The organism is Bradyrhizobium sp. USDA 372 (assembly GCF_053629095.1).
In genome coordinates this window covers 2,348,162-2,368,875 of the sequence record NZ_JBRJHR010000001.1, presented here as the reverse complement: position 1 = coordinate 2,368,875, position 20,714 = coordinate 2,348,162, and the positions used below count along the sequence as shown (strand labels likewise).

At 64.8% G+C, this 20,714-nt stretch carries 19 protein-coding genes; 10 read left to right on the top strand and 9 right to left on the bottom strand.

The window, feature by feature from the left end; all coding sequences use genetic code 11:
* The first annotated feature begins 8 nt into the window (after window positions 1-8).
* From AB7M16_RS11365 to amaB, 3 genes are read left to right on the top strand one after another with little or no spacing between them, the layout of a single operon-like run.
* Entirely contained in the window at window positions 9-899 is an 891-nt protein-coding gene (locus tag AB7M16_RS11365; RefSeq protein ID WP_453943939.1) for an IclR family transcriptional regulator, read from the top strand.
* Window positions 900-905: 6 nt separating this feature from the next.
* On the top strand, window positions 906-2,063 hold the full coding sequence (locus tag AB7M16_RS11360) for an alpha-hydroxy acid oxidase (protein ID WP_453943938.1): 1,158 nt from the start codon (window positions 906-908) through the stop codon (window positions 2,061-2,063).
* 28 nt (window positions 2,064-2,091) lie between these two features.
* On the top strand, window positions 2,092-3,657 hold the full coding sequence (gene amaB / locus AB7M16_RS11355) for an L-piperidine-6-carboxylate dehydrogenase (RefSeq protein WP_453943937.1): 1,566 nt from the start codon (window positions 2,092-2,094) through the stop codon (window positions 3,655-3,657).
* A 109-nt stretch (window positions 3,658-3,766) separates the two neighbouring features.
* Here amaB and AB7M16_RS11350 read toward each other — a convergent pair whose 3' ends face one another.
* From AB7M16_RS11350 to AB7M16_RS11330, 5 genes are all read right to left on the bottom strand, one after another.
* Window positions 3,767-4,867: an alkene reductase gene (locus AB7M16_RS11350; protein WP_453943936.1), complete on the bottom strand. Its 1,101-nt coding sequence runs from the start codon at window positions 4,865-4,867 to the stop codon at window positions 3,767-3,769.
* 179 nt (window positions 4,868-5,046) lie between these two features.
* The gene (locus AB7M16_RS11345) at window positions 5,047-5,550 is read right to left on the bottom strand and encodes a DUF1993 domain-containing protein (protein WP_271504444.1); all 504 of its coding nucleotides are present in this window, start codon (window positions 5,548-5,550) and stop codon (window positions 5,047-5,049) included.
* Window positions 5,551-5,658: 108 nt separating this feature from the next.
* Entirely contained in the window at window positions 5,659-6,960 is a 1,302-nt protein-coding gene (locus AB7M16_RS11340) for a lytic murein transglycosylase (RefSeq protein WP_453943935.1), read from the bottom strand.
* Between the two features lie 91 nt (window positions 6,961-7,051).
* On the bottom strand, window positions 7,052-8,992 hold the full coding sequence (locus AB7M16_RS11335) for a glycosyltransferase (RefSeq protein WP_453943934.1): 1,941 nt from the start codon (window positions 8,990-8,992) through the stop codon (window positions 7,052-7,054).
* Window positions 8,989-10,335 carry an HlyD family secretion protein gene (locus AB7M16_RS11330; RefSeq protein ID WP_453943933.1) on the bottom strand — a complete coding sequence of 449 codons (1,347 nt, stop codon included), beginning with the start codon at window positions 10,333-10,335 and terminating at the stop codon, window positions 8,989-8,991. The genes AB7M16_RS11335 and AB7M16_RS11330 overlap by 4 nt, the downstream gene beginning before the upstream one ends.
* Before the next feature lie 289 nt (window positions 10,336-10,624).
* Here AB7M16_RS11330 and htpX point away from each other — a divergent pair, with 289 nt between their 5' ends.
* The 3 genes from htpX (at window position 10,625) to AB7M16_RS11315 (ending at window position 13,026) form a co-directional block, all read left to right on the top strand.
* Entirely contained in the window at window positions 10,625-11,560 is a 936-nt protein-coding gene (gene htpX / locus AB7M16_RS11325; protein WP_453943932.1) for a zinc metalloprotease HtpX, read from the top strand.
* A gap of 138 nt (window positions 11,561-11,698) precedes the next feature.
* On the top strand, window positions 11,699-12,340 hold the full coding sequence (locus tag AB7M16_RS11320; protein WP_212259037.1) for a tetratricopeptide repeat protein: 642 nt from the start codon (window positions 11,699-11,701) through the stop codon (window positions 12,338-12,340).
* A 293-nt stretch (window positions 12,341-12,633) separates the two neighbouring features.
* A complete protein-coding gene (locus AB7M16_RS11315) occupies window positions 12,634-13,026 on the top strand; it encodes a DUF3551 domain-containing protein (RefSeq protein WP_453943931.1) in 393 nt (130 codons plus the stop codon).
* 306 nt (window positions 13,027-13,332) lie between these two features.
* On the opposite strand, the gene AB7M16_RS11310 is transcribed toward AB7M16_RS11315, so the two are convergent.
* Entirely contained in the window at window positions 13,333-13,677 is a 345-nt protein-coding gene (locus AB7M16_RS11310) for a hypothetical protein (protein ID WP_453943930.1), read from the bottom strand.
* A 164-nt stretch (window positions 13,678-13,841) separates the two neighbouring features.
* Entirely contained in the window at window positions 13,842-14,642 is an 801-nt protein-coding gene (locus AB7M16_RS11305; RefSeq protein ID WP_260380351.1) for a hypothetical protein, read from the bottom strand.
* A 232-nt stretch (window positions 14,643-14,874) separates the two neighbouring features.
* On the opposite strand from AB7M16_RS11305, the gene AB7M16_RS11300 reads away from it, so the two are divergent.
* On the top strand, window positions 14,875-15,168 hold the full coding sequence (locus AB7M16_RS11300; protein WP_018648871.1) for an antibiotic biosynthesis monooxygenase: 294 nt from the start codon (window positions 14,875-14,877) through the stop codon (window positions 15,166-15,168).
* Between the two features lie 139 nt (window positions 15,169-15,307).
* Here AB7M16_RS11300 and AB7M16_RS11295 read toward each other — a convergent pair whose 3' ends face one another.
* The gene (locus AB7M16_RS11295; protein ID WP_172785886.1) at window positions 15,308-16,753 is read right to left on the bottom strand and encodes a helix-turn-helix domain-containing protein; all 1,446 of its coding nucleotides are present in this window, start codon (window positions 16,751-16,753) and stop codon (window positions 15,308-15,310) included.
* Between the two features lie 224 nt (window positions 16,754-16,977).
* On the opposite strand from AB7M16_RS11295, the gene AB7M16_RS11290 reads away from it, so the two are divergent.
* The 3 genes from AB7M16_RS11290 to AB7M16_RS11280 all read left to right on the top strand — a co-directional run bounded on the left by AB7M16_RS11290 (window position 16,978) and on the right by AB7M16_RS11280 (window position 19,657).
* Window positions 16,978-18,612, top strand: a complete 1,635-nt coding sequence (locus AB7M16_RS11290) for an isocitrate lyase (RefSeq protein ID WP_453943929.1) — start codon at window positions 16,978-16,980, stop codon at window positions 18,610-18,612.
* Between the two features lie 71 nt (window positions 18,613-18,683).
* Entirely contained in the window at window positions 18,684-18,896 is a 213-nt protein-coding gene (locus tag AB7M16_RS11285; RefSeq protein WP_024341447.1) for a DUF4170 domain-containing protein, read from the top strand.
* A 206-nt stretch (window positions 18,897-19,102) separates the two neighbouring features.
* On the top strand, window positions 19,103-19,657 hold the full coding sequence (locus AB7M16_RS11280; protein ID WP_453943928.1) for a hypothetical protein: 555 nt from the start codon (window positions 19,103-19,105) through the stop codon (window positions 19,655-19,657).
* A gap of 121 nt (window positions 19,658-19,778) precedes the next feature.
* Here the strand turns inward: AB7M16_RS11280 and AB7M16_RS11275 are convergent, their stop codons facing one another.
* The gene (locus AB7M16_RS11275; RefSeq protein WP_172785962.1) at window positions 19,779-20,663 is read right to left on the bottom strand and encodes a metallophosphoesterase family protein; all 885 of its coding nucleotides are present in this window, start codon (window positions 20,661-20,663) and stop codon (window positions 19,779-19,781) included.
* Window positions 20,664-20,714: the final 51 nt, after the last annotated feature.

Genomic DNA, 20,714 nt, shown 5'->3' with positions numbered 1-20,714 from the left:
ATGGCAGCATGGCGCGTAGCAGCCGCGTGAGCGGCGGCCGGCCTGCGAAGGCAAAGGCCGCCAAGGTAGGCGACAAGACAAGCGCGAAGTCCGCGGCGAAGGCGACTGACAAGGCGGACGAGCCGCGCTCGTCTCTGTTCGTCGGCTCGACCGAGAAGGCGTTCCAGGTTCTGCATGCCTTCGACGGGCCACGACGCTTCATGACACTTGCCGATATCGCGCGGGCCGCCAATCTCGATCGCAGCGCCACGCAGCGCCTGGTCTACACGCTGGAATCGCTCGGCTATCTCAAGCGGGTTGAGGGCACGCGCAACTACGGGCTGACGTCGAAGGTGCTGCAGTTCTCCCACAGCTATCTCAAGGCCAACGAGCTCATCGACAAGGCCTCGCCCTATCTTCTCGACATGAGCCGCAATCTTGGCGAGACCTGTAACCTGCATGAACTGGACGGCCACGAGGTCGTGTTCGTGGCGCGCTTTCCCGGCCAGCACCTCATCCATATCGACTTCGTGATCGGAAGCCGGCTGCCGGCATACTTCACGGCTTCCGGCATAGCCATCCTGGCGGCTCTTCCTGAGGCAGAGCAACAGGAGCTCTTGAAGCGTACGCGGCTTGAGCCACTCACGCCTTACACGATTACGGATCCGGATAAGCTCATGAAGCAGGTGCACCTCGCCGCCAAGCGCGGCTATTCGATCCAGATCAACCAAAGCGTCATGGGCGATATTTCCGTCGCGGCGCCGATCATCGACGAGCACGGACGGGCCATCGCCGCGGTCAACATCTCCGTCCCCACGACGCGCTGGACCACGGAGCGTGTCGAAGCCGAACTCGTTCAGCATGTTCACGTCGCCGCAACGTCGATCTCGAAGTCCAAGTTCAAACGCTACGCGGCCTGAACGCCGATGCCGATGCTCCTCAATGCCAGCGACTATCGCCGTCATGCGCGCCGATTCCTCCCGCGCGGCTTGTTCGAGTATATTGATCGCGGCTCGGAGGACGAAACGGCATTGACGCGCCTGCGGGCCTCGCTTGACGCCATTACCCTGCTGCCCGCGGTACTGACGGGGCGCGACCGGCGCGATCTCGACACGGTGTTGTTCGGCCGAAGGCTCGCCGCGCCCCTCGTCGTCGCGCCAACGGCGCTCGCCGGACTTGTTTCGCATGATGGGGAGACGAAGCTTGCCCGCGCGGCCTCGCGCGTCGGCATTCCCGTCTGCATCTCGACGCAATCGGTGACAACCGTGGAGACGATCCGGCGCGGGGCGCCGGATGCCTTGCTCTGGTTCCAGCTCTATGTCTGGCGCGATCGCGCCCTGACCGCGCGCCTCGTGGAGCGGGCGAGCGCCTGCGGCTGCGACAACCTGCTCGTCACGGTCGATACGCCGGTCTCGCCGAAGCGGGAGTATAATGAACGCAACGGTTTCGGTATTCCTTTCAAACCGCGGCTGCGCAGCATGTTCGACGTGTCACTGCATCCGAGTTGGCTGTTCGGGGTTCTGGCGCGCTATTTGGTGAGCGAGGGCATGCCGACCTACGGCCATTATCCGGAAGCGTTCCGCACCGCCATCACCCGCGCTGACATTGCCGAGTCGGTCCGGATCGAGCCGCGGCTGAGCTGGGACGACATGTGCTGGCTGCGCGAGATCTGGCCGGGCAAGCTCACCATCAAGGGCGTGCTTGCGGTGGAGGACGCCGAAAGGGCAGTCGAGATCGGCGCCGACGGCGTCGTGGTTTCGGTCCATGGCGGGCGCAATCTCGACTGTCTGCCAGCTCCTGCAGACTGCATTCCGGCGATTGTCGGCGCCGTGAAGGGGCGTCTGACGATTCTGGCCGACAGCGGCGTCCGGCGCGGCACCGACGTCCTGAAGTATCTGGCGCTCGGCGCGGAAGCTGTGCTTCTCGGCCGCTTGCCGCTGTGGGGGCTTGCATCCGGGGGAGAGGCGGGCGCCGAAGCCATCCTGCGCATGGTCCTGCGCGAGATGGATACCGCCATGGCTTTCCTGGGAGCGCATTGCGTTCCGGCCTTGCGGAATGGGCGCGTGAGCCAGCTAGGGAATTAAGATCAACTGCAACATTTGGAAAACCGCCATGTCCGTCAAATCAGCACCGCAGACGCATACCGCCAATGCCGATCTTGCCGGCGAAGTCGACAGGCTTCTCGCCGAGCTCGGCGTCAAGCGCTCCGACTATACGGAGGGCGCCATCGTCGTTCGTACGCCGATCACGGGCGGGATCATTGGCCGCGTCATGGAGATCGGCGCAGCCGAAGCTGCCGGCGTGATCGAACAGGCGCACGCGGCGTATCTCGGCTGGCGACTGGTGCCGCCACCCAAGCGAGGGGAGCTCGTGCGGCTGTTCGGCGAGGAGCTTCGCGCCCGCAAGGAGGCTTTGGGCCGACTGGTGTCGATCGAGGTCGGCAAGATCGTCTCCGAAGGCCTTGGCGAGGTTCAGGAGATGATCGACATCTGCGATTTCGCGGTCGGCCTGTCGCGGCAGCTCTACGGACTGACGATCGCAACCGAGCGCGGCGAGCATCGCATGATGGAAAGCTGGCATCCGCTTGGCGTCACCGGCATCATCTCTGCGTTCAATTTTCCGGTCGCTGTGTGGGCCTGGAACGCAGCCCTGGCGCTGGTGTGCGGCAACAGCCTCGTCTGGAAGCCGTCCGAGAAAACACCGCTGACTGCGCTTGCGACCCACGCCCTTTTTGAGCGTGCGGTCAAACGCTTCAACGAGGCTGGCGGGGATGCGCCGCAGGGGCTCGCGGCGGTGCTGTTCGGCGGCCGTGAGATCGGCGAGGCGCTCGTCGACCATGCGAAGGTGCCTCTGGTCTCGGCAACCGGGTCTACAGCAATGGGACGCGCGGTCGGTCCGCGGCTCGCCAGCCGGTTCGCCCGAGCGCTGCTCGAGCTCGGCGGCAACAATGCGGCGATCGTCGCGCCGACGGCCGACCTCGACCTCACGCTGCGTGGCGTTGCCTTTGCCGCGATGGGAACGGCGGGACAGCGTTGCACGACGTTGCGTCGCCTGTTCGTCCACGAGAGCATCTACGACAGCTTTGTGCCGCGCCTGAAGCGGGCCTATGCGTCCGTCACCGTCGGCTCTCCGCTGGAAGGCGGTAACCTGGTTGGTCCGCTTATCGACGGCGCGGCCTATCACGCGATGCAGCGTGCGCTCGAGGCTGCGAGCGCTGCCGGAGGTCTGGTCCAAGGTGGCGAACGCATTGCCATCGAAGGGGCCGCCGACGCTTACTATGTCCGCCCGGCGCTGGTCGAGATCGCGGCGCAGACCGGACCGGTTGAGCACGAGACCTTCGCGCCGATCCTCTACGTGATGAAATATCGCGATTTCGACGCCGTGCTCGAGTTGCACAACGCCGTTCCGCAGGGGCTGTCGTCATCCATCTTCACCAATGATCTGCGCGAAGCGGAAACATTCTTGTCGGCGCGTGGCTCTGATTGCGGCATCGCCAACGTCAATATCGGCCCATCTGGCGCGGAGATCGGAGGCGCCTTCGGCGGCGAGAAGGAGACCGGCGGCGGCCGCGAGTCCGGATCCGACGCGTGGAAAACCTATATGCGGCGAGCGACCAACACCATCAATTACGGCCGCACGCTCCCGCTGGCTCAAGGCGTCAAGTTCGACGTGGTATGACCGGTCCAAAAGTGCATCTGGCGCGCATACGCATCGCCCTGCGGCTATGCGAGGCCGGCGCGTACTGTCATGCCCCGCGTTCGCGGGGCATGACAGTGATTGCGTGGACCTACTCCGCCGGCTCGGCCGCCAGCGTCGGGTAATCCGTATACCCCTTGGCGCCGCCGCCGTAGAAAGTATTCTTGTCCCAGTCGTTCAGCGTCGCCCCCTGCTTCAGCCGCTCGACCAGGTCGGGGTTGGAGATGAACGGCTTGCCGAAGGCGATCAGGTCGGCGGCGTTGGCGGCCAGCACCTTGGTCGCGAGGTCGAAATCGTAGCCATTGTTGGCGACGTAGGCGCCACTGAAGCGCTTGCGCAACGACGCATAGTCGAACGGCGCGACGTCGCGCGGCCCGCCGGTGGCGCCTTCGACCACATGAAGATAGACCAGCTTCAGCGCGTTGAGGCCGTCGACGATGTGATCGTACAGGGCCTGCGGGTTCGAATCCGAGATGTCGTTGGCCGGCGTCACCGGCGAGATGCGGATGCCGGTACGATCGGCGCCGGCCTCGGCGACGACGGCCTTGGAGACCTCCAGCATCAGCTTCGCGCGGTTCTCGATCGAGCCGCCATAGGCATCTAGGCGCTTGTTGGTGCCGTCCTTGGCGAACTGCTCGAGCAGATAGCCGTTGGCGCCGTGGATCTCGACCCCGTCGAAGTCGGCTTCCAGCGCATTCTTCGTGGCGCGCTTGAAGTCGTCGATGATCCCAGGAATTTCGGAGAGCTCGAGCGCGCGCGGCTCGGAGACGTCGGCGAAGCCGCCGTTGACGAAGGTCTTGCCCTTGGCGCGGATCGCGCTCGGTGCCACCGGAGCTGCGCCATTCGCCTGGAGATCGACATGCGAGATGCGGCCGACATGCCAGAGCTGGATGAAGATCTTGCCGCCGCGTTCATGCACTTTGTCGGTGACCTTGCGCCAGCCAGCGACCTGCTCCTTGCTATAGATGCCGGGTGTGTCCTGGTAGCCCTGACCTTGTTGCGAGACCTGGCTCGCCTCGGTGATGAGGAGGCCCGCGGACGCGCGCTGGGCGTAATAATCGGCGGCGAGCGGACCGGGCACGAAGCTGCCGGGTACGGCGCGATTACGCGTCAGCGGCGCCATGACGAGGCGGTTGGCCAGCGTGATCGGGCCGAGCTTGTAGGTCTCAAACAATTTGGTCGAACGGCTCATGGGAATGCTTCCAGGCGGTGAGAGGTCTCGAACACTTGTGCATCGCGACATCAGGCGCAAGGGATGAGCCATACGGAAAGTGCAGGCGAGCTACGCGGCAGGGCGCGCGTAGCATAATTCATGTGCAATTTCGGCGGCGACAGCGGATTTCCGCTGTCGCGGCCGTGCGATTTCACAAATCAGTTCGCGCCCATGAAATCGCGCTTGCCGATCTCGACGCCGTTATGACGCAAGATGCCGTGGGCTGTCGCCGCGTGGAAATAGAGGTTCGGCAGCGAGAACGAGCTCAGGAATTGCTGTCCCGTCATGGTGATGGTCTTGCCGGGGCCGACCGGAAAGGTGACGTCCCTGGCTTCGGCGCCCTCAAACTGCTCAGGCTTGAAGGATTTGACGTAGTCGATCGTCTTCGCCAGCCGCTGCTTCAACTCCGCAAAGCTCGTTTCGGTGTCGGGCGTCGAGGGGACCTCGCTTTGCGTCAGCCGCGCGCAGCCTCTGGTCGGATAGTCGCTGACCAGCTGGATCTGCCGCGACAGCGGCAGCATGTCCGGGAAGAGGCGCGAGCCGAGCAGGACGCTCGGCTCGATCTTCCTGGCCGCGCAATGCGCCTCGGCCTTGGTTAGCAGGCCGATCATGCTGTTCAGCATTTGCAAATAGGCGGGAACGACGGCGTCGTAGAAGGACATGTGATGCTCTCTTCAATGAGGGAAAACTCAGGAGGAAACCTGAGCCACTCACATGGGAGCCTCATGGAATAATACAATCGCGGAAACGTCTTGTGCGGTGCGAAAATTCTACCGCGCCGTCGCCTGTGGCTGGGCCTGCGCCGTGCCGCCGCGCATGCGCGCAAGCAGCTCGGCGGTCGGCCAGGAATCCGCCGGCAGGCCGTATTTGACCTGCATCGCCTTCACCGCGGCGCGGCTCTGCTGCCCCAGCACACCGTCGACCTTGCCGACGTTGAAGCCGGCGCGCACCAGCAGCTGCTGCAATTCCTTGAGCTCGTTGAATGGCAGTTGCGCGACCGGCGCCGACGGCTTGCGCATCGGCGCCGCGCCGGCGATGCGCGAGGCGAGATAGCCCGCGGTGGTCGAATAGATCAGCGAGTTGTTCCACTCGGTGTAGGCCGCGAAATTCGGATAGGCCATGAAGGCCGGCCCAAAGCGTCCCATCGGCAGCAGCACGGACGCTGCGAGATTGTCGTTTGGTAGCGGCCGGCCATCGGGATAGGTGACGCCCAGTTGCGCCCATGTCGATCGCGGCTCGCGCGCGCTGAGATCGGTCTTCTCCCACGGCAGGTTCGGCGGCACCTTGATCTCCTCCAGCCACGGCTCGCCGCGCCGCCACTTCAGTCCGTTGGCGATGTAGTTCGCCGTCGAGCCGATCACGTCGGCTGGCGAGCGCAACAGGTCGCGCCGTCCGTCGCCGTCATAGTCGACCGCGTAGTTGACGTAGTGCACGGGCAGGAATTGAGTCTGGCCGAGCTCGCCGGCCCAGGAGCCGATCATCTCGTCGGGATGCAGATCGCCGCGGTCGATGATCTTCAGCGCCGCGATGGTCTCGTTCACGAACATCTCGGAGCGGCGGCAATCATAGGCCAGCGACACCAGCGATTTCAGCGTCGGCAAATTGCCCATGTTGGCGCCGAAATCGCTCTCGAGGCCCCAGAACGCGGCGATCACGGCGGGCGGCACGCCGTATTCCTTTTCCGCGCGTGCAAACGCTGCGGCGTATTGCTTGATGTGCTGCTGCCCGTTCTGCATGCGATAGGGCGCGGCCATGCGGCCGGCGAATTCGGTGAAGAGCTGACCGAACACGCGCTGGCCGCGGTCGCGGTTGACGATGCCCTGGTCGTAGACGAGATAGGGCGATGTGTCCGCGATCGTCCGCTGCGAGACGCCGGCGGCGATGGCCTGCTGCTTCACGTCGGCGAGGAAGCGATCGAAGCTCGCGCCGCTATGGCATGAGGCCGCGCGCGGCGACGGCGCGCTGGCCTTGGGCGCCGTGGGTCTTGCGGGCGGCGGAGCGAACTGGGCAGAGGCGGTGGCGGAGCATGCGAGGAGCGCGACGGCCGCGATCGCGAATCGGGTCTGGAGCATGGGGTTCCGGCGGGGAGGGCAGGCGTGGATTCGCCCGAAGTCTAAAGCATGTTCCGGAAAAGTGCGAAGCGGTTTTCCGAGAAGATCATGCCTATCCAAACAGCCGCATCAGCAGCGCCTTGCCGACCGGGAGCGCTTTGACGCCCTGATAGGCGCGCACATATTCGCCGGCATAAAACGCCCTGATCGCGTGCACGCGCGTGTCCAGGCCCTCCTCGAACCGCACCGCGAATCCGTCCGTCGTCCGCCGCACTACCATCGCCGCGATCGAGCGGCCATAGATCCGGCATTCGATCGTGCTGCCGGGCCTCGGCGGATCGGGATCGATCAGGCGGGCCCCGGTGATGGAGATGTCGGCGAGCCGCGCGAGATGGGACCTGCCATCCTGGCGCAAAAGGACCGGTTCATTGCGATTGAACCGCTCCGCCTTGCGCTTGCGCGGCTGCTCGATGCAGACGAAGCAGACCACGGTGAGAATGAGCGCGTTGTAGAGGCTCCAGGCCAGCGCCAATCCGCCATAGGCGATGTTCTCGCCGCGCAGGTGCAGGATGAAGGCGTAAGCGATGGCCGCAAGCGTGATGAGGAGGGCGGTGCCATAGAGACGCAGCAGCGGCCATTCGACGAAGCGCCTGTCGCGGTCGCCGCCTTTCGCGGTGACCTTGAACTTGTGTCCTTTCGGCTTCAACAGGCCGGTCGCAACCGCCTTGAGCACGGCGGGCGCCGCGATGAGCTGCGAGACATCCGTCATCATGGCGAGCGAACGGCCATGCGACAGCCAGGCCATGGTGAGACTGTTCCAGACATAGAACGGCAGAAAGATGCACAATAGCTCGGTCAGGTCGGCCCGGACAGCCTTGATGCCGAACAGCAGGAACAGCCAGGGCACCACAAGGCCGGCCACCTTCGAGGTGTAGACCGCGGCCCAGCTCATGAAGGCGTCGACCAGCGAGAGCCGGTCGATGAAGGCAAGCTTCGACTTCCGCGAGAGCGGTCCGCTGCGGCCGCGTACGATCTGCATCAAGCCGAGGCACCAGCGCGCGCGCTGGGTGATGTATTCCTTCAGGCCTTCGGGCGCGAGCCCGATCGTCAGGCGCTCGTTGAGATAGAACGTGTTGAGGCCGCATTCCTTCAGGCGCAGGGTGACGAGGTAGTCTTCGGTCACCGAGTCGGTCGGAAATCCGCCGATCTGCACCAGCCCGGCGTAGCGAATGAGGGATGAGGTGCCGCAGCAAAACGCGACGCTCCACGCATCCTTCGCCGGCATGAGGATGTCAAAGAAGAATCGTTGCTCGTCGGGCCAGACGTCAGTCGCGGCAAGATTGGTCTGGATCGGGTCGGGATTGATGAAGTGCTGCGGCGTCTGCACCACCCCGACCGACGCATCGTCCATGAGCGAGATGGTGCGCGCCAGGAAGTCCGGCCGCGGCACGAAGTCCGCATCGAGAATGGCGACGAATTCCGGCCGCTCCGGCAGCGCGCCGACATGCTTGAGTGCGTGGTTGATATTGCCGGCCTTGGCGTGCCGGTTGTCCGGCCGCGTCAGATAATGGCAGCCGAGCTCGCCCGACAGGCGTCGCAGCCAGGGCCGTCTTCCGTCGTCGAGCACCCAGACGCGATAGTTGCCGTAGTCCATACCGGTCGCGCCGATGATCGTGCGCTCGAGGATCGATCGTTCCTCGTTGTAGGTGCAGATGAAGACATCGATCAATGGTGCGCGCGGGTCGGTGGCGCGGTCGTCGATCCTCGCCGCGCCGGTGCGGTCGCGCGTCCGGCTCAGGAACAACAGCGATAGCGCGACCGCAACTAGCGAGGCCGCCTCCAGCAGCATGAAAGGGTAACCGATCACGGCGTCGACAGTCAGATGCGGTGGCGGGAGCGTCGACGTGACACGCCAATGAAGATAGCGCAGCAGCAACGCCACCGATACGACGGCCAGGAACGAGCGCGCCATCGTGCTATCGCGCCTGAGCAGCGGCACGATCGCCATGAACGCGCCGAGCGCAATCATGCCGGGCGTCAGCGCCGTCGTCACGGCGTGGTCTCGTGCCGGGCGAACACGACGCGGCCAGTGCGTCCGACGGTGCAGGCGCGGGCGGCGGCATCGCGTGATGCCACGGTCACGCGATAGGGCTCCTTGCTCAGCGCATCCGGATTGATCGCGAGATTGGCGGGCGCGCCGGCGGCGCCGGTCAGATTGACCACGCTGCCGGAGATCGGCTCGCCGCCATCATTCGGCTCGAAGGTGGCGCGATCGCCGAGCTGCAAGCGGTTGTAGACGTTCTCGGTGACATTGGCGGTGATGACGGCGCCGCTGCAGTCGAGCACTTTGAGCAGGGGCTGACCGGCCTGCACGTCCTCGCCCGGCGAGGTCATCATCTCCCAGACCGGTCCTGCGACGGGTGTCGTGATGTTGGCTTCGGACAGATCGGCGAAGCGGACCTCTTCCACGATGATCTCGTTGGCGAGCCAGGCGATCTCAGTGTCGGTGCGTGCAAGATCGGCCTCGAGGTCGCCGGCGCGCTGGCGCATCTCTTCCTCGCGCTGCACCGAGCTTGGCCGGTCGTTGTAGCTGTCGCCGAGGAAGGAGCCGTTCTGTGCCGCGGCAAGCTCGACCTTGGCCGCGTCCAGCCGCTTGCGCGCGCCGAGCTCGGTCTGTTGCGAGACCGAAAGCTCGCGCGACAGCCGCGCCAGCTCGACCGTCGAGACATTGCCGGATTTCGCCAGCGAGGAGGCGCGCTCGACAGCGGCGCTGGCCTCGTCCCGCCGCGCGGCCGCCGCCTCGATCGAGGTCTGGATCTCCGCAATGCGCGCCTCGAGCTGGAGCACGCGCCCCTCGCGGAATTGGGTGGCCTGCCGCGCAAGATCCTTTTGTGCGGCCTTCGCCGAGGCAAGCTTGGCGGCAAGGCTCGGCCGTTCGTTTTCAAGGCGCGCTTTCTGCCGCCGGAGATCGTCGAGCCGGGTCCGATCGCTGCGCGAGTTCACGACGCGCAGAACCACGGTTCCGGCTTCGAGCTTGGCCTGGTCGCTGAAGCGCTGAGCAGCCGCCACACGGCCGCCGATCGGCGTGCGCAAGGTGACGAGGCGGGAATTCAGCACCGCCTCGACGCTCGAATGCTCCCAGATCGCGCGCAGCGGCAGCCAGCCGAACACGGCGATGATGGCGAGCCCGATGGCAATCTTGGCCCCGCGCCGCAGATACAGCCGGCGGCGTTCTGGTTCCGGCGCAGTCTGCCCATCGGATTGGTGGCCGGCTTCGTCGTGGGCGAACAGCTGCTCGTGCAGTGCCTCCTGCAAGCCCTTCGCGTCAGTCTTGCTCTCGTTAGGGGAGGGAGTGGATGTAGGGTCGACGGAAGCGGCGCGTGAGCGGTCCATCATGACGGTCACCTTGCTGACGAGATGCCAACGGAACCGGTCAATGCACAAAACCGTGCGACGTGCCCGGTTACCGCGGATTAAGCCAACCCCGCGCTTTCTAGGTTGCTAAGTCTCCACGTGTGTTTTTGCGCAAATCCCCGTCAAGGTTTAGCGGGAGTGGAAAGGCTGGCCGCACCTGCGATGGATCTGCGGCCCGGCGACGCACGAACCTTGCGGTCGTCGGCGGCATTCATACTTCGGGGGAGCCGGCCAGAGGCTCGCGCCCGCGGCCGCTCCAGGAGAGACGGCCATGAACTATCTTCGTACCGCAATGCTGCTCGCAGGCCTGACCGCCCTGTTCATGGGCGTCGGCTATCTGATCGGCGGCGCCTCGGGCGCCATGATCGCGCTCGTCATTGCCGCCGCAACCAATCTCTTCACCTACTGGAACTCCGACCGCATGGTGCTGTCGATGTACGGCGCCCATGAGGTCGATCGTTCGACCGCGCCGGAGCTGGTCGGCCTCGTCGCCGAGCTTGCGGGCCGCGCCGGTCTGCCGATGCCGCGCGTGTTCGTAATGGATGAGGTCCAGCCCAACGCGTTCGCAACCGGCCGTAATCCGGAAAACGCCGCGGTCGCCGTCACCACCGGTCTGATCAACCAGCTCAGCCGCGAGGAGCTCGCCGGCGTGATCGCGCACGAGCTCGCGCACATCAAGCATCACGACACGCTGCTGATGACTATTACCGCGACCATTGCTGGCGCGATCTCGATGCTCGCCCAGTTCGGCATGTTTTTCGGCGGCCACCGCGACAACAACAACGGTCCGGGCATCATCGGCTCGATCCTGTTGATGATCCTCGCTCCGCTCGGCGCCATGCTGGTGCAGATGGCGATCAGCCGTACCCGCGAATATGCCGCCGACAATCTCGGCGCGCGCATCGTCGGACAGCCGATGTGGCTGGCCTCCGCGCTGGTGAAGATCGAGGGCGCCGCGCACCAGGTGCCGAACGTCGAGGCCGAGCGAAACCCTGCGACCGCGCACATGTTCATCATCAATCCGCTGTCGGGTCACGGGGTGGATAACCTGTTCACCACCCACCCCTCGACGCAGAACCGCGTCGCCGCGCTCCAGCAGCTCGCGGCCGAGCTCGGCACCCGCGCGGCGCCGTCGGTCGGCGCCAACGAGAACTATCCGCCGCGCGGTCCCTGGGGCCGCTCCTCTTCACGTGGTCCTTGGAGCTGACGGCAGCCGGCAAGGATTTGCGGTTGGCTTTGTGATCTGGCGCACACAGGGGCGTCCCCGACCGGTGTTAACACCTTCGACGTGACCGTTCCTTCGAAAGGGGATGCGTGTCCGGCCTGCTGCCGGCCATCGTCGAAGATGACCAGATTTGCCGTACCATTGCTGATCGTCCTTTGCGTGCTCGTCGGCTTGTCCACGCACATGGTCGTCAATTGCGGCGACGAGGACGATCCCGACATCTGCTCGGCCGTGATCGGCTTCTCGCCGCTGCGCGGCTCGCTGATCGCTTTCGCCTATGCGGGGCGCGGGCGGATCGCGCTGCGTCACGGCGACTTCAGGCGGGCGATCGCCGATTTCGACCAGGCCATCCACCTCAATCCCAACCGCGCTTCGCTCTATCGCGACCGGGCGCTGGCGCGCCGGCAGAACGGCGACCTCGAGCTTGCCATTGCCGATTACGACGAGGCGATCGCGCATGATCCCAAGCTCGCCGCACCCTATCACCAGCGCGGTCTCGCGCTTGCCGCCACCGGCGATCTCGACCGCGCCATCCTGAGCTACAGCACGGCGGTCCGCCTCGATCCCTCCGATGCGCAGGCCCGTCTCGATCGCGGCCTTGCGTTCCTCGCCCGCGGCCAGGCCGACGACGCTCGCGCCGATTTCGAGGCCGCGCTGGCGCTGCCCGCCGGCAAGGACGCTCACGCGCGAGAGGCCGCGCGCGCCAAGCTCGCGGAACTCGCCAGCGCCGAGCCGACACAGGTTGCCGCGCCGCGAAGGTGAGGGGAGTCTCTCCGCGACCCCGGAATCGTAGGGTGGGCGAAGGCGCACTTCGCGCCGTGCCCACGATTGTTTCAATACGACAACAGACGCGTGGGCACGCTTCGCTCTACCCATCCTACGATGCGTCTGTAGGACAGTTGGCTTGCCGTATAGCGGCGCGACAGGTGAGAGATGCGAGAGCACGACTGTCGGCTGCCTGCTGCGCGCATGAACCAACTAGGCTAATATGAGTTGGATCTGTACTGTCCGGGGCCAGAGTGCATCCATGTCGTGCGCGCTTGGAGGAGCTTCCAATGTGCAAATGGGCTTTGACGATTTTGACCGTGGGTATCGCCCTGACAGCGGGAGACGCTCGGGCTCAAAGATATGACCCGGCTTTTCCCGTTTGCTTGAACGTGGTTTCTCGCGGAATGACCCCATACTACCGATGCAACTTCATGACGATGGACCAATGCAGGGCATCGGCAAACGGTCAGATGTGCGTCCTCAATCCGTATTACGCCGGTGCGGCAGCCAGAGGGAACTCTCGGCGTCATCATCGCCAGACCTACGCGCCACCGAGGCCGCCGATCCAGTACCGGGCTGCACCATATAATCAGTTCAATGAACCCTATTATGGAGCGTCCCAGGGCTACGCGCCTGGCGAGAAACAGCGATTTCTCGACAGCTTGAGGCGATACATGTGAGGATGTCGCTCGACTGTGTTCGAGCAGCACATGCTAAAGCATGATCCGGAAAAGTGTGCAGCGGTTTTCCGAAAAGATCATGCTCAATCAATAGCCTAAAGCGCGATGACGATTCATCCTAATCGCATCGCGCTTTAGGGCGGGAGGAATCGTTGAGGTCGCGGCCGGCCCGATTGCAGCGGGCACGCGGGAGCGTGTCGCAAACGCGCAACGCGGCGATCCGATCAAGCCAGAGATGATAAGGTAGACAGGCCGGCGAGCCTCCAGATCGCCAATCCCGCGGCGGCGATCGGGGAGGCGCAACGACTACGTCTTCGCTTTCGCTTTCTTTGCGGCCTTCTTCGCCGGCTTCTCGTCCTTTGCCTTCTTCTCCGCCTTCACCGTAACAGGCGTGCTGGCGGCCAGGCGCATCGATCGCGCGTAGCTGTCGGCGACGTTGTCGGCGGACATCTGCAGGCGCTTGGCGGCCGCATTGGCCTGCTCCATGGTGGCCTTGGCCATCATCTTGAAGCGCTCGCCGGTCTCCTTGCCCTTGGCCTTGGCCGCAAGGCTGTTGAAGCGATCCCGCCGCTCCTTGGCACGGGTCATCAGGCCCGTATGCAGCTGTCTGGCCAGTTGCCGGATCACGACATCCAGGTCGGCGTCCGCCATGTTCTCTCATCCCCTTCGAAAAACGCTATCGATGCGGGCGGGACTATGCAGATCGGACCCCGCCTTGGCAATTCCCGGCGGTGCGTCATCCGCAGCTTCCGGCGTGCGAAACAAAAAAGCCGCGCTGTTCGCGCGGCTCTTTGGCTTGGCTTGGCGCCTTCCGCTCACTTGAGCGAGGCGACCGGGCCGTTCGAGGCTGCCGGCTCGGGGTCGAAACCGAACACGCCGACCAGGTATTTGTAATAGTCCGGCATCTTCTCCTTGAGCGCCTCGCGCGACTTCGGATCGTGGAATTCGCTTTTGCCGGCCAGGAAGATGCTGGCGGTCACCGCAAAGAATTCCATGGGATTCTTCATCGCATAGGATTCCTTGGGCAGGAGATCCTTGGACTTGGCCAGGGCGTAATAGGCGATCACGCCCTTGTTGGCGTAGCCGTCGGGCAGCAGCCGCGCGTGATAGGCATGCAGCAGCTCGTGCAGCAGCACGGCCTCCTTCTCGTAGCGCATCATGTCGGGCCGCAGCATGATCACGCCGAGCCCGGAATCGACCGCGAGGTCGACGGCATTCGGATTGGTCCAGCGCTGCTTGGCAGGATCCCACACCGTCAGCGTCCGCGGCACGCGGCGCTCGACGTTGGGGGCGACGCGGCCGTAGCAGGCGGTTGCGGCGCCCTCATCGAGGCAGGCGAGCTCGCTCGCGATGATCGGCACGGTGCGGAAGAAGCGCAGCACGCGGGGCGATAGGCCGGCCGCTTCGACGGCGTCGATCTGCTGCTTCAGATTGTCGGTGAGCTTGTCGACGTCCTTGCGGTCGGAATTCTCCGACAGGTCGAACATGTAGCCGCGATAGCTCTGGAAGCCCGGCGGCAGCGACTGCGCCGCGTCAGCATCGAGCGACCCGGCACGGGACGGATTGGCGAACAGCGCGCCGACGATGGTTGCGGTCAGCAGCAACGCAATGCGCATGATGAACCCCCTGATGTCACTTCGCCCGGCAGATTAGGCCGCCCTTGTTTGCGAAAAGTGAGTGCGGCGAGACTAAGGCGCTGATGTTGAGGCGTGCTTAACCGTTGGTTGCAGATCGCGGAGATGGATTAGGAGAGGATTAACCAAGCGTGGATCGGCGGCACGGTTCGGCGTAACATCCGCCTCCGGGCAACAGGCCCGGAAGTCCAGACAGCCGGAAGGGGAGGATGCCATGTATGCCGCCATCCGTCAGGCCAAGGCGAAAAGCGGGAGCGCGGAAGAACTGACGCGCCGCATCAAGGACGGTGCCGTTCCCATCATCAGCGACGTCGAGGGTTTCCGCGCCTATTACGTCGTCTATGCCGGCGACGACACGGTCACCGCGATCTCGATCTTCGACAAGTTCGAGCAGGCCGAGGAGGCGAACAAGCGCGCCATCGCCTGGATCGAGAAGGATCTCGGCCCGCTTCTCGCCGGCGACGCGCGCGCCGTGGCGGGGCCGGTGATCGTGCATACGCTGGCGTGACTTCGCGTCATTGCGAGGAGCCCGCGACAAAATTGCGAAGCAATTTTGCGCAGGCGACGAAGCAATCCAGGCTGTCACGGCGGAGACAGTCTGGATTGCTTCGCTTCGCTCGCAATGACGAGGAGGCAGCTGCGCCCCCTCACAACTCCCGCGCATTCGAGAACGCAAAGCTCGACACCCGCCGCGTCGTCTCGTCCAGGATCAACGTGCGCGTGATCGGCGGCTCGGCGCGCTGGGCGCAGTTCTCGCGCTCGCAGAGGCGGCAGTTGACGCCGATCGGGGTGCCCTCGGCCTTCTCCAGATCCATGCCCGTGGCGTAGGTCAGGCGGGCGGCATGGCGGATCTCGCAGCCGAGGCCGATGGCGAAGCGCGGCTGCGGCAGCGGATGCGGCGCGACGGGGCGGCGCACCATCTGCGCGATCGAGAAATAGCGCGTGCCGTCGGGCAGCTCGATCACCTGCTTGAGCAGGCGATCCGGCGTGTCGAAGGTCGAGTGCACGTTCCAGAGCGGACATGTGCCGCCGAATTTCGAGAACGGGAACGTGCCGGAGGAGAAACGCTTGGAGACGTTGCCGGCATTGTCGACGCGCAAGAGGAAGAACGGAATGCCGCGCGCGTTCGGCCGCTGCAACGTGGTGAGGCGGTGGCAGACCTGCTCGAAGCCGGAATTGAAGCGCTGTGCCAGCACGTGGATGTCGTAGTTCAGCGCTTCGGCGGCCGCGAGGAACGCCGGGTAGGGCATCATCACGGCGGCCGCGAAATAATTGCCGAGGGTGATCCGGAACAGCCGGCGCGGCGCGTCGTCCAGCGGGCCGGCACGGCCGATGATTGTCTCCAGGGCCTGCGCGCATTCCCCCAAGCCAAGCTGGAAGGCGAGCTGGAATGCGCGGCCGGGCGGATCGACCAGCTCCGAGATCAGCAGTTGACGGCGGTGGCGGTCGAAGCGGCGGAGCGTCTCGCGCATCACGTCGACCGGCATGATGCGGGTCTGGATCGAGTGCTTCTCACGCAAGCGCGCGACCAGCGCGGCGTACAGCCCTTCGGCGGGCACGTTCAGCTCGTCGCGCAGGTTTTCCGCGGCCTGCTCCAGCTCCGGAAAATAGTTGCGGTTGGCCTCGATCAGCTCGCGCACGCGCTCGACCGGATTGGCTTCAAAGCGCGTGCCGACGTCGCGGTCGGCCATCTGCGCCGCCGCCAGCGTCTCGCCCTGGCGCGCCTCGGTATAGGCCGCGTAGAGCCGCTGCAGCGCGTGGGTGACGCCCGGGCAGAGCTCGGCGAGGTCGCGCAGCTCCTGCTTGGGCACGTCGATCTGCCGGAACAAGGGATCGGAGAAGATCTCGTTCAGCTCGGCGAAGAAGCGGTCTTCGTCGGCGGTGGCGAGATCGCGCAAGTCGAGGTCGTAGGTCTCGGCCAGCCGCAGCAGGATCTGCGCCGTGACGGGGCGCTGGTTCCGCTCAATCAGGTTGACATAGCTCGGCGAGATCCCGAGCCCCTCGGCGATCTGGGTCTGCGACAGCCCCAATTGCTGCCGGATCCGCCGGAAGCGCGGGCCGACGAAGAGTTTCTTGCCGGACTCGGCGGGCATGTCTCAGATCTCCAAATCAAGGTCAGAACCGCTGACCTATATTGTTACAAGATTTACAAAATAACATCTATTACACGTTCAGATGTTACATGACATCACCAATAAAAAACAAGCCATCTATACGAACTTTGTCTTTTCGCGTTTACCTCCGGACACGCATCTCGCAATGCATTGTCAAGAATGTCGATGGCCGTACTGCCATCGTCAGCGAAAGGATCAGGCACATGAACTACCAGCCCCGCGGCATCAGCACCCTCCAGGGTCCGTCCTCGTATCAGGACGAGGTCAAGGCGGCTCAGGCGCTCCTCGAGACCCAGCCGACCTGGAATGGCGTGTCGGCCGAGGCCGTCGCGCGCATGCGCCTGCAGAACCGTTTCAAGACCGGCCTCGACATCGCCCGCTACACTGCGGCCGTGATGCGTGCCGACATGGCCGCCTATGACAAGGATCCGACCAAGTACACGCAGTCGCTGGGCTGCTGGCACGGCTTCATCGCGCAGCAGAAGCTGATCTCGGTCAAGAAGCACTTCGGCGGCAAGACCGACCGCACCTATCTGTATCTCTCGGGCTGGATGATCGCGGCGCTGCGCTCCGAGTTCGGTCCGCTGCCCGACCAGTCGATGCACGAGAAGACCTCGGTGCCGGCGCTGATCGAGGAGCTCTACACCTTCCTGCGTCAGGCGGACTCGCGCGAGCTCAACGATATCTTCCGCAGCCTCGACAAGGCGCGCAAGGAAGGCGACAAGGCCCGCGAGAAGGAGCTGATCGAGAAGATCGACAACTTCCAGACCCATGTCGTCCCCGTCATCGCCGACATCGATGCCGGCTTCGGCAACGCCGAGGCGACCTATCTGCTTGCCAAGAAGATGATCGAGGCGGGGGCCTGCGCGCTGCAGATCGAGAACCAGGTCTCCGACGAGAAGCAGTGCGGTCACCAGGACGGCAAGGTCACCGTGCCGCATGACGTCTTCCTGGCGAAGATCCGCGCCTGCCGCCACGCCTTCCTCGAGCTCGGCGTCGAAGACGGCATCGTCGTGACCCGCACCGACTCGCTCGGCGCCGGCCTGACGCAGCAGATCGCGGTCAGCCACAAGCCCGGCGACATCGGCGACCAGTACAACAGCTTCCTCGATTGCGAGGAAATCACCGCGGAGAACGCCAAGAACGGCGACGTCATCATCAACCGCAACGGCAAGTTGATGCGCCCGAAGCGGCTGCCCTCCAACCTCTACCAGTTCCGTCCCGGCACCGGTGCAGACCGCTGCGTGCTCGATTGCATCACCTCGCTGCAGAACGGCGCCGACCTGCTCTGGATCGAGACCGAGAAGCCGCATATCGAGCAGATCGCCAGCATGGTCGACCGCATCCGCAAGGTGGTGCCGAACGCCAAGCTCGCCTATAACAACTCGCCGTCGTTCAACTGGACGCTCAACTTCCGTTGGCAGGTCTACGACGCCATGAAGGAAGCGGGCCAGGACGTCAGCAAGTACAACCGTGCCGAGCTGATGAAGGCGGAGTACGACGATACGCCGCTGGCGAAGGAAGCCGACGAGCGCATCCGCACCTTCCAGGCGGATTCGGCCAAGCGCGCCGGCATCTTCCACCACCTGATCACGTTGCCGACCTATCACACGGCGGCGCTCTCGACCGACAATCTCGCCCGCGAGTATTTCGGCGAGCAGGGCATGCTCGGCTACGTCAAGAACGTCCAGCGCGCCGAGATCCGTCAGGGCATCGCCTGCGTGAAGCACCAGAACATGGCCGGCTCCGACATCGGTGACGACCACAAGGAGTACTTCGCGGGCGAAGCTGCCCTGAAGGCGGGCGGCGCCCACAACACGATGAACCAGTTCGGCTAACGGCGGATCGGACCGGTCTGGAAGCCAGCTTGGAGTCCAGGCCGGTCACGCACCTCAACAGGAGACTGACAATGACCAAAGGCAGCAATTTCTGGGTGATCGGCGGCGAGTTCGGCTCGATGAACTTCCACAAGCTCGTCGAAGGCTCGGCCCAGGTCAAAGGTCCGTTCAAGACCCGCAAGGAAGCCGAGGACTGCTGGCGCGAGGTATCGGAAGAGAGCCGCCACAAGGCCGGCGTCCGCTTCTCGATCGTTGAAGAGCCGCAGCGCGCCCCGGCAGCCTGATCGGCAGCTGCCGAGCTGAAACAATCTGAAACAAGAAGACGTCCAAGGACGGATGGTCCCATCCAGGCCTCGAGCCTGGGTGGGATCGTCTGCTTTTGGCACAGGCGAAACGGCTGTGGGCGCCGTAAGTCTCTGGAATTGTGGGCCTTTGCGGAGGGTTTGGTTGCTGATAGGTTAATCGGGATAAGTCGAGGACGAGGCCGACAATGTCAGAGCCCGAGACCAGCGGGACCCATCCCGGCCAGCCGCGCCCGGTGCGGCTGCGCGATGCGTTGCTGCGCGCGCGGATCGAGGCGGCCGACCGGACCGGCGTCGTCGTCGATCTGCGCGACGCCGAGGTGGCGCGGCTCGAGATCCTGAGCGATGCGCTCGATCCCCTGTTCGCGCAGGTGCCCGATCAGATCGACCTGTTCGACCGCGGCATCAGCCAGGGCGATACGCCGCGGCTCTGGATCGACGTCGTCGCCCACATCGTGATGGGCCGCGACAAGCGGATGTACCGATTCGTCCAGGACACCCGCTTCGGCCGCATCGTGCTCGCCGAATCGCACGACACCGCAATGATCGTCGAGGCCGTCACCGACTATGTCGCGCGCCGCATGATCGAGCGCGAGCGTGCGATGGTGATCGCGCCCGAACCGCAGGCCCCGGCCGCCGCGCCGCCGCGCCGCTCGCGCCTCTGGCCGTTCGTGTTCGGCTTCGTGCTCGGCGCTGCCGCGTTGTTCGGGCTCGCAGTGCTCGCGGTCTTGCGGAACTGGTGAGGCTCTCTCCGCCGTCATTCCGGGGCATGCGCAGCATGAGCCCGGAATCCATCGGGCAGCAGCGCATGGCGATGAATGGATTCCGGGCTCGCGCTTCGCGCGCCCCGGAATGACGGAGACCTCAAATCAGCCGCACATGCTTGATCTGCCCGATCTGAAATCCAGCCCCGAGGCTTCGCACCGTCTGCTCGCAGCGCCAGCCGGCATTGTCCTTCTCGATGGTGAACAGATTGTACGCCGCCGCGGGATAGCGTCCGTGCGCGAGCGCGGAGGCCGAGGGCACGCCGAGGGCGGGAATGTTGCCGTTCGGACCCTCGAACCACATCGTCGAATGAATGTGATCGTGCCCGTGCAGGACCAGCTCGACGCCGTGGCGCTTCAACAGCGCCAGCAGCTCCGGCGCGTCGGTCATCCGCTTCGCCCGCGCGCTGGATTTCAGCGGATGATGCACCAGCAGCACGCGGAAGACGTCTTCCGCCGCGAGCCGCTCGAGCACTTCGGCAAGGGCGGCGAGCTGATCGCGCCCGAGCGTGCCGGTCGCCATCAGCGGCAGGGTCGGCACCGCCGTGGACAGGCTGATCAACGCCAGCGGCCCGCGCCGGCGCACCGCGGGGAAGGCTGCACCGCCGGGTGTGTCCGCGGCGATGTAGTGCAGGAACGTCTCGCCGAAGCGATGACGCGTCGCGCTGACATAGGCGTCGTGATTGCCGGGAATCGCGGTCACGCGGTCGGGCGGGCCGACGCTTTCGAGCCAGGCCAGCGCGGGCGCGAACTCCGCCTCCAGCGCCAGGTTGACGAGATCGCCCGTCACTGCGATGTGGTCGGGCGCCTGCGCCTTCATGTCGGCAACGAGCGCATCGAGCACCTCGCGGCGCTGGTACTTGTGGCGGTTGCGGGTCCAGTTGACATAGCCGAGCGCGCGCTTGCCCGCGAGCTCGATCAGCCGCGGCTTCGGCATAGGCGCCAGATGCGGATCGGACAGATGGGCGAGCGTGAAGGGAGTCATGGCGCGCGAATGCCTCGCTATAGCTCCGCTGTAATGGCAAGGTCGCGCGCG

Coding starts and splice junctions, on each gene's coding strand:
- amaB (WP_453943937.1), top strand. CDS start 2,092: ATGTCCGTCAAATCAGCACCGCAGACGCATACCGCCAATGCCGATCTT.
- AB7M16_RS11290 (WP_453943929.1), top strand. CDS start 16,978: ATGAACTACCAGCCCCGCGGCATCAGCACCCTCCAGGGTCCGTCCTCG.
- AB7M16_RS11285 (WP_024341447.1), top strand. CDS start 18,684: ATGACCAAAGGCAGCAATTTCTGGGTGATCGGCGGCGAGTTCGGCTCG.
- AB7M16_RS11360 (WP_453943938.1), top strand. CDS start 906: ATGCCGATGCTCCTCAATGCCAGCGACTATCGCCGTCATGCGCGCCGA.
- AB7M16_RS11330 (WP_453943933.1), bottom strand. CDS start 10,335: ATGATGGACCGCTCACGCGCCGCTTCCGTCGACCCTACATCCACTCCC.
- AB7M16_RS11305 (WP_260380351.1), bottom strand. CDS start 14,642: ATGCGCATTGCGTTGCTGCTGACCGCAACCATCGTCGGCGCGCTGTTC.
- AB7M16_RS11315 (WP_453943931.1), top strand. CDS start 12,634: ATGTGCAAATGGGCTTTGACGATTTTGACCGTGGGTATCGCCCTGACA.
- AB7M16_RS11320 (WP_212259037.1), top strand. CDS start 11,699: ATGACCAGATTTGCCGTACCATTGCTGATCGTCCTTTGCGTGCTCGTC.
- AB7M16_RS11280 (WP_453943928.1), top strand. CDS start 19,103: ATGTCAGAGCCCGAGACCAGCGGGACCCATCCCGGCCAGCCGCGCCCG.
- AB7M16_RS11300 (WP_018648871.1), top strand. CDS start 14,875: ATGTATGCCGCCATCCGTCAGGCCAAGGCGAAAAGCGGGAGCGCGGAA.
- htpX (WP_453943932.1), top strand. CDS start 10,625: ATGAACTATCTTCGTACCGCAATGCTGCTCGCAGGCCTGACCGCCCTG.
- AB7M16_RS11310 (WP_453943930.1), bottom strand. CDS start 13,677: ATGGCGGACGCCGACCTGGATGTCGTGATCCGGCAACTGGCCAGACAG.
- AB7M16_RS11295 (WP_172785886.1), bottom strand. CDS start 16,753: ATGCCCGCCGAGTCCGGCAAGAAACTCTTCGTCGGCCCGCGCTTCCGG.
- AB7M16_RS11365 (WP_453943939.1), top strand. CDS start 9: ATGGCGCGTAGCAGCCGCGTGAGCGGCGGCCGGCCTGCGAAGGCAAAG.
- AB7M16_RS11345 (WP_271504444.1), bottom strand. CDS start 5,550: ATGTCCTTCTACGACGCCGTCGTTCCCGCCTATTTGCAAATGCTGAAC.
- AB7M16_RS11275 (WP_172785962.1), bottom strand. CDS start 20,663: ATGACTCCCTTCACGCTCGCCCATCTGTCCGATCCGCATCTGGCGCCT.
- AB7M16_RS11350 (WP_453943936.1), bottom strand. CDS start 4,867: ATGAGCCGTTCGACCAAATTGTTTGAGACCTACAAGCTCGGCCCGATC.
- AB7M16_RS11340 (WP_453943935.1), bottom strand. CDS start 6,960: ATGCTCCAGACCCGATTCGCGATCGCGGCCGTCGCGCTCCTCGCATGC.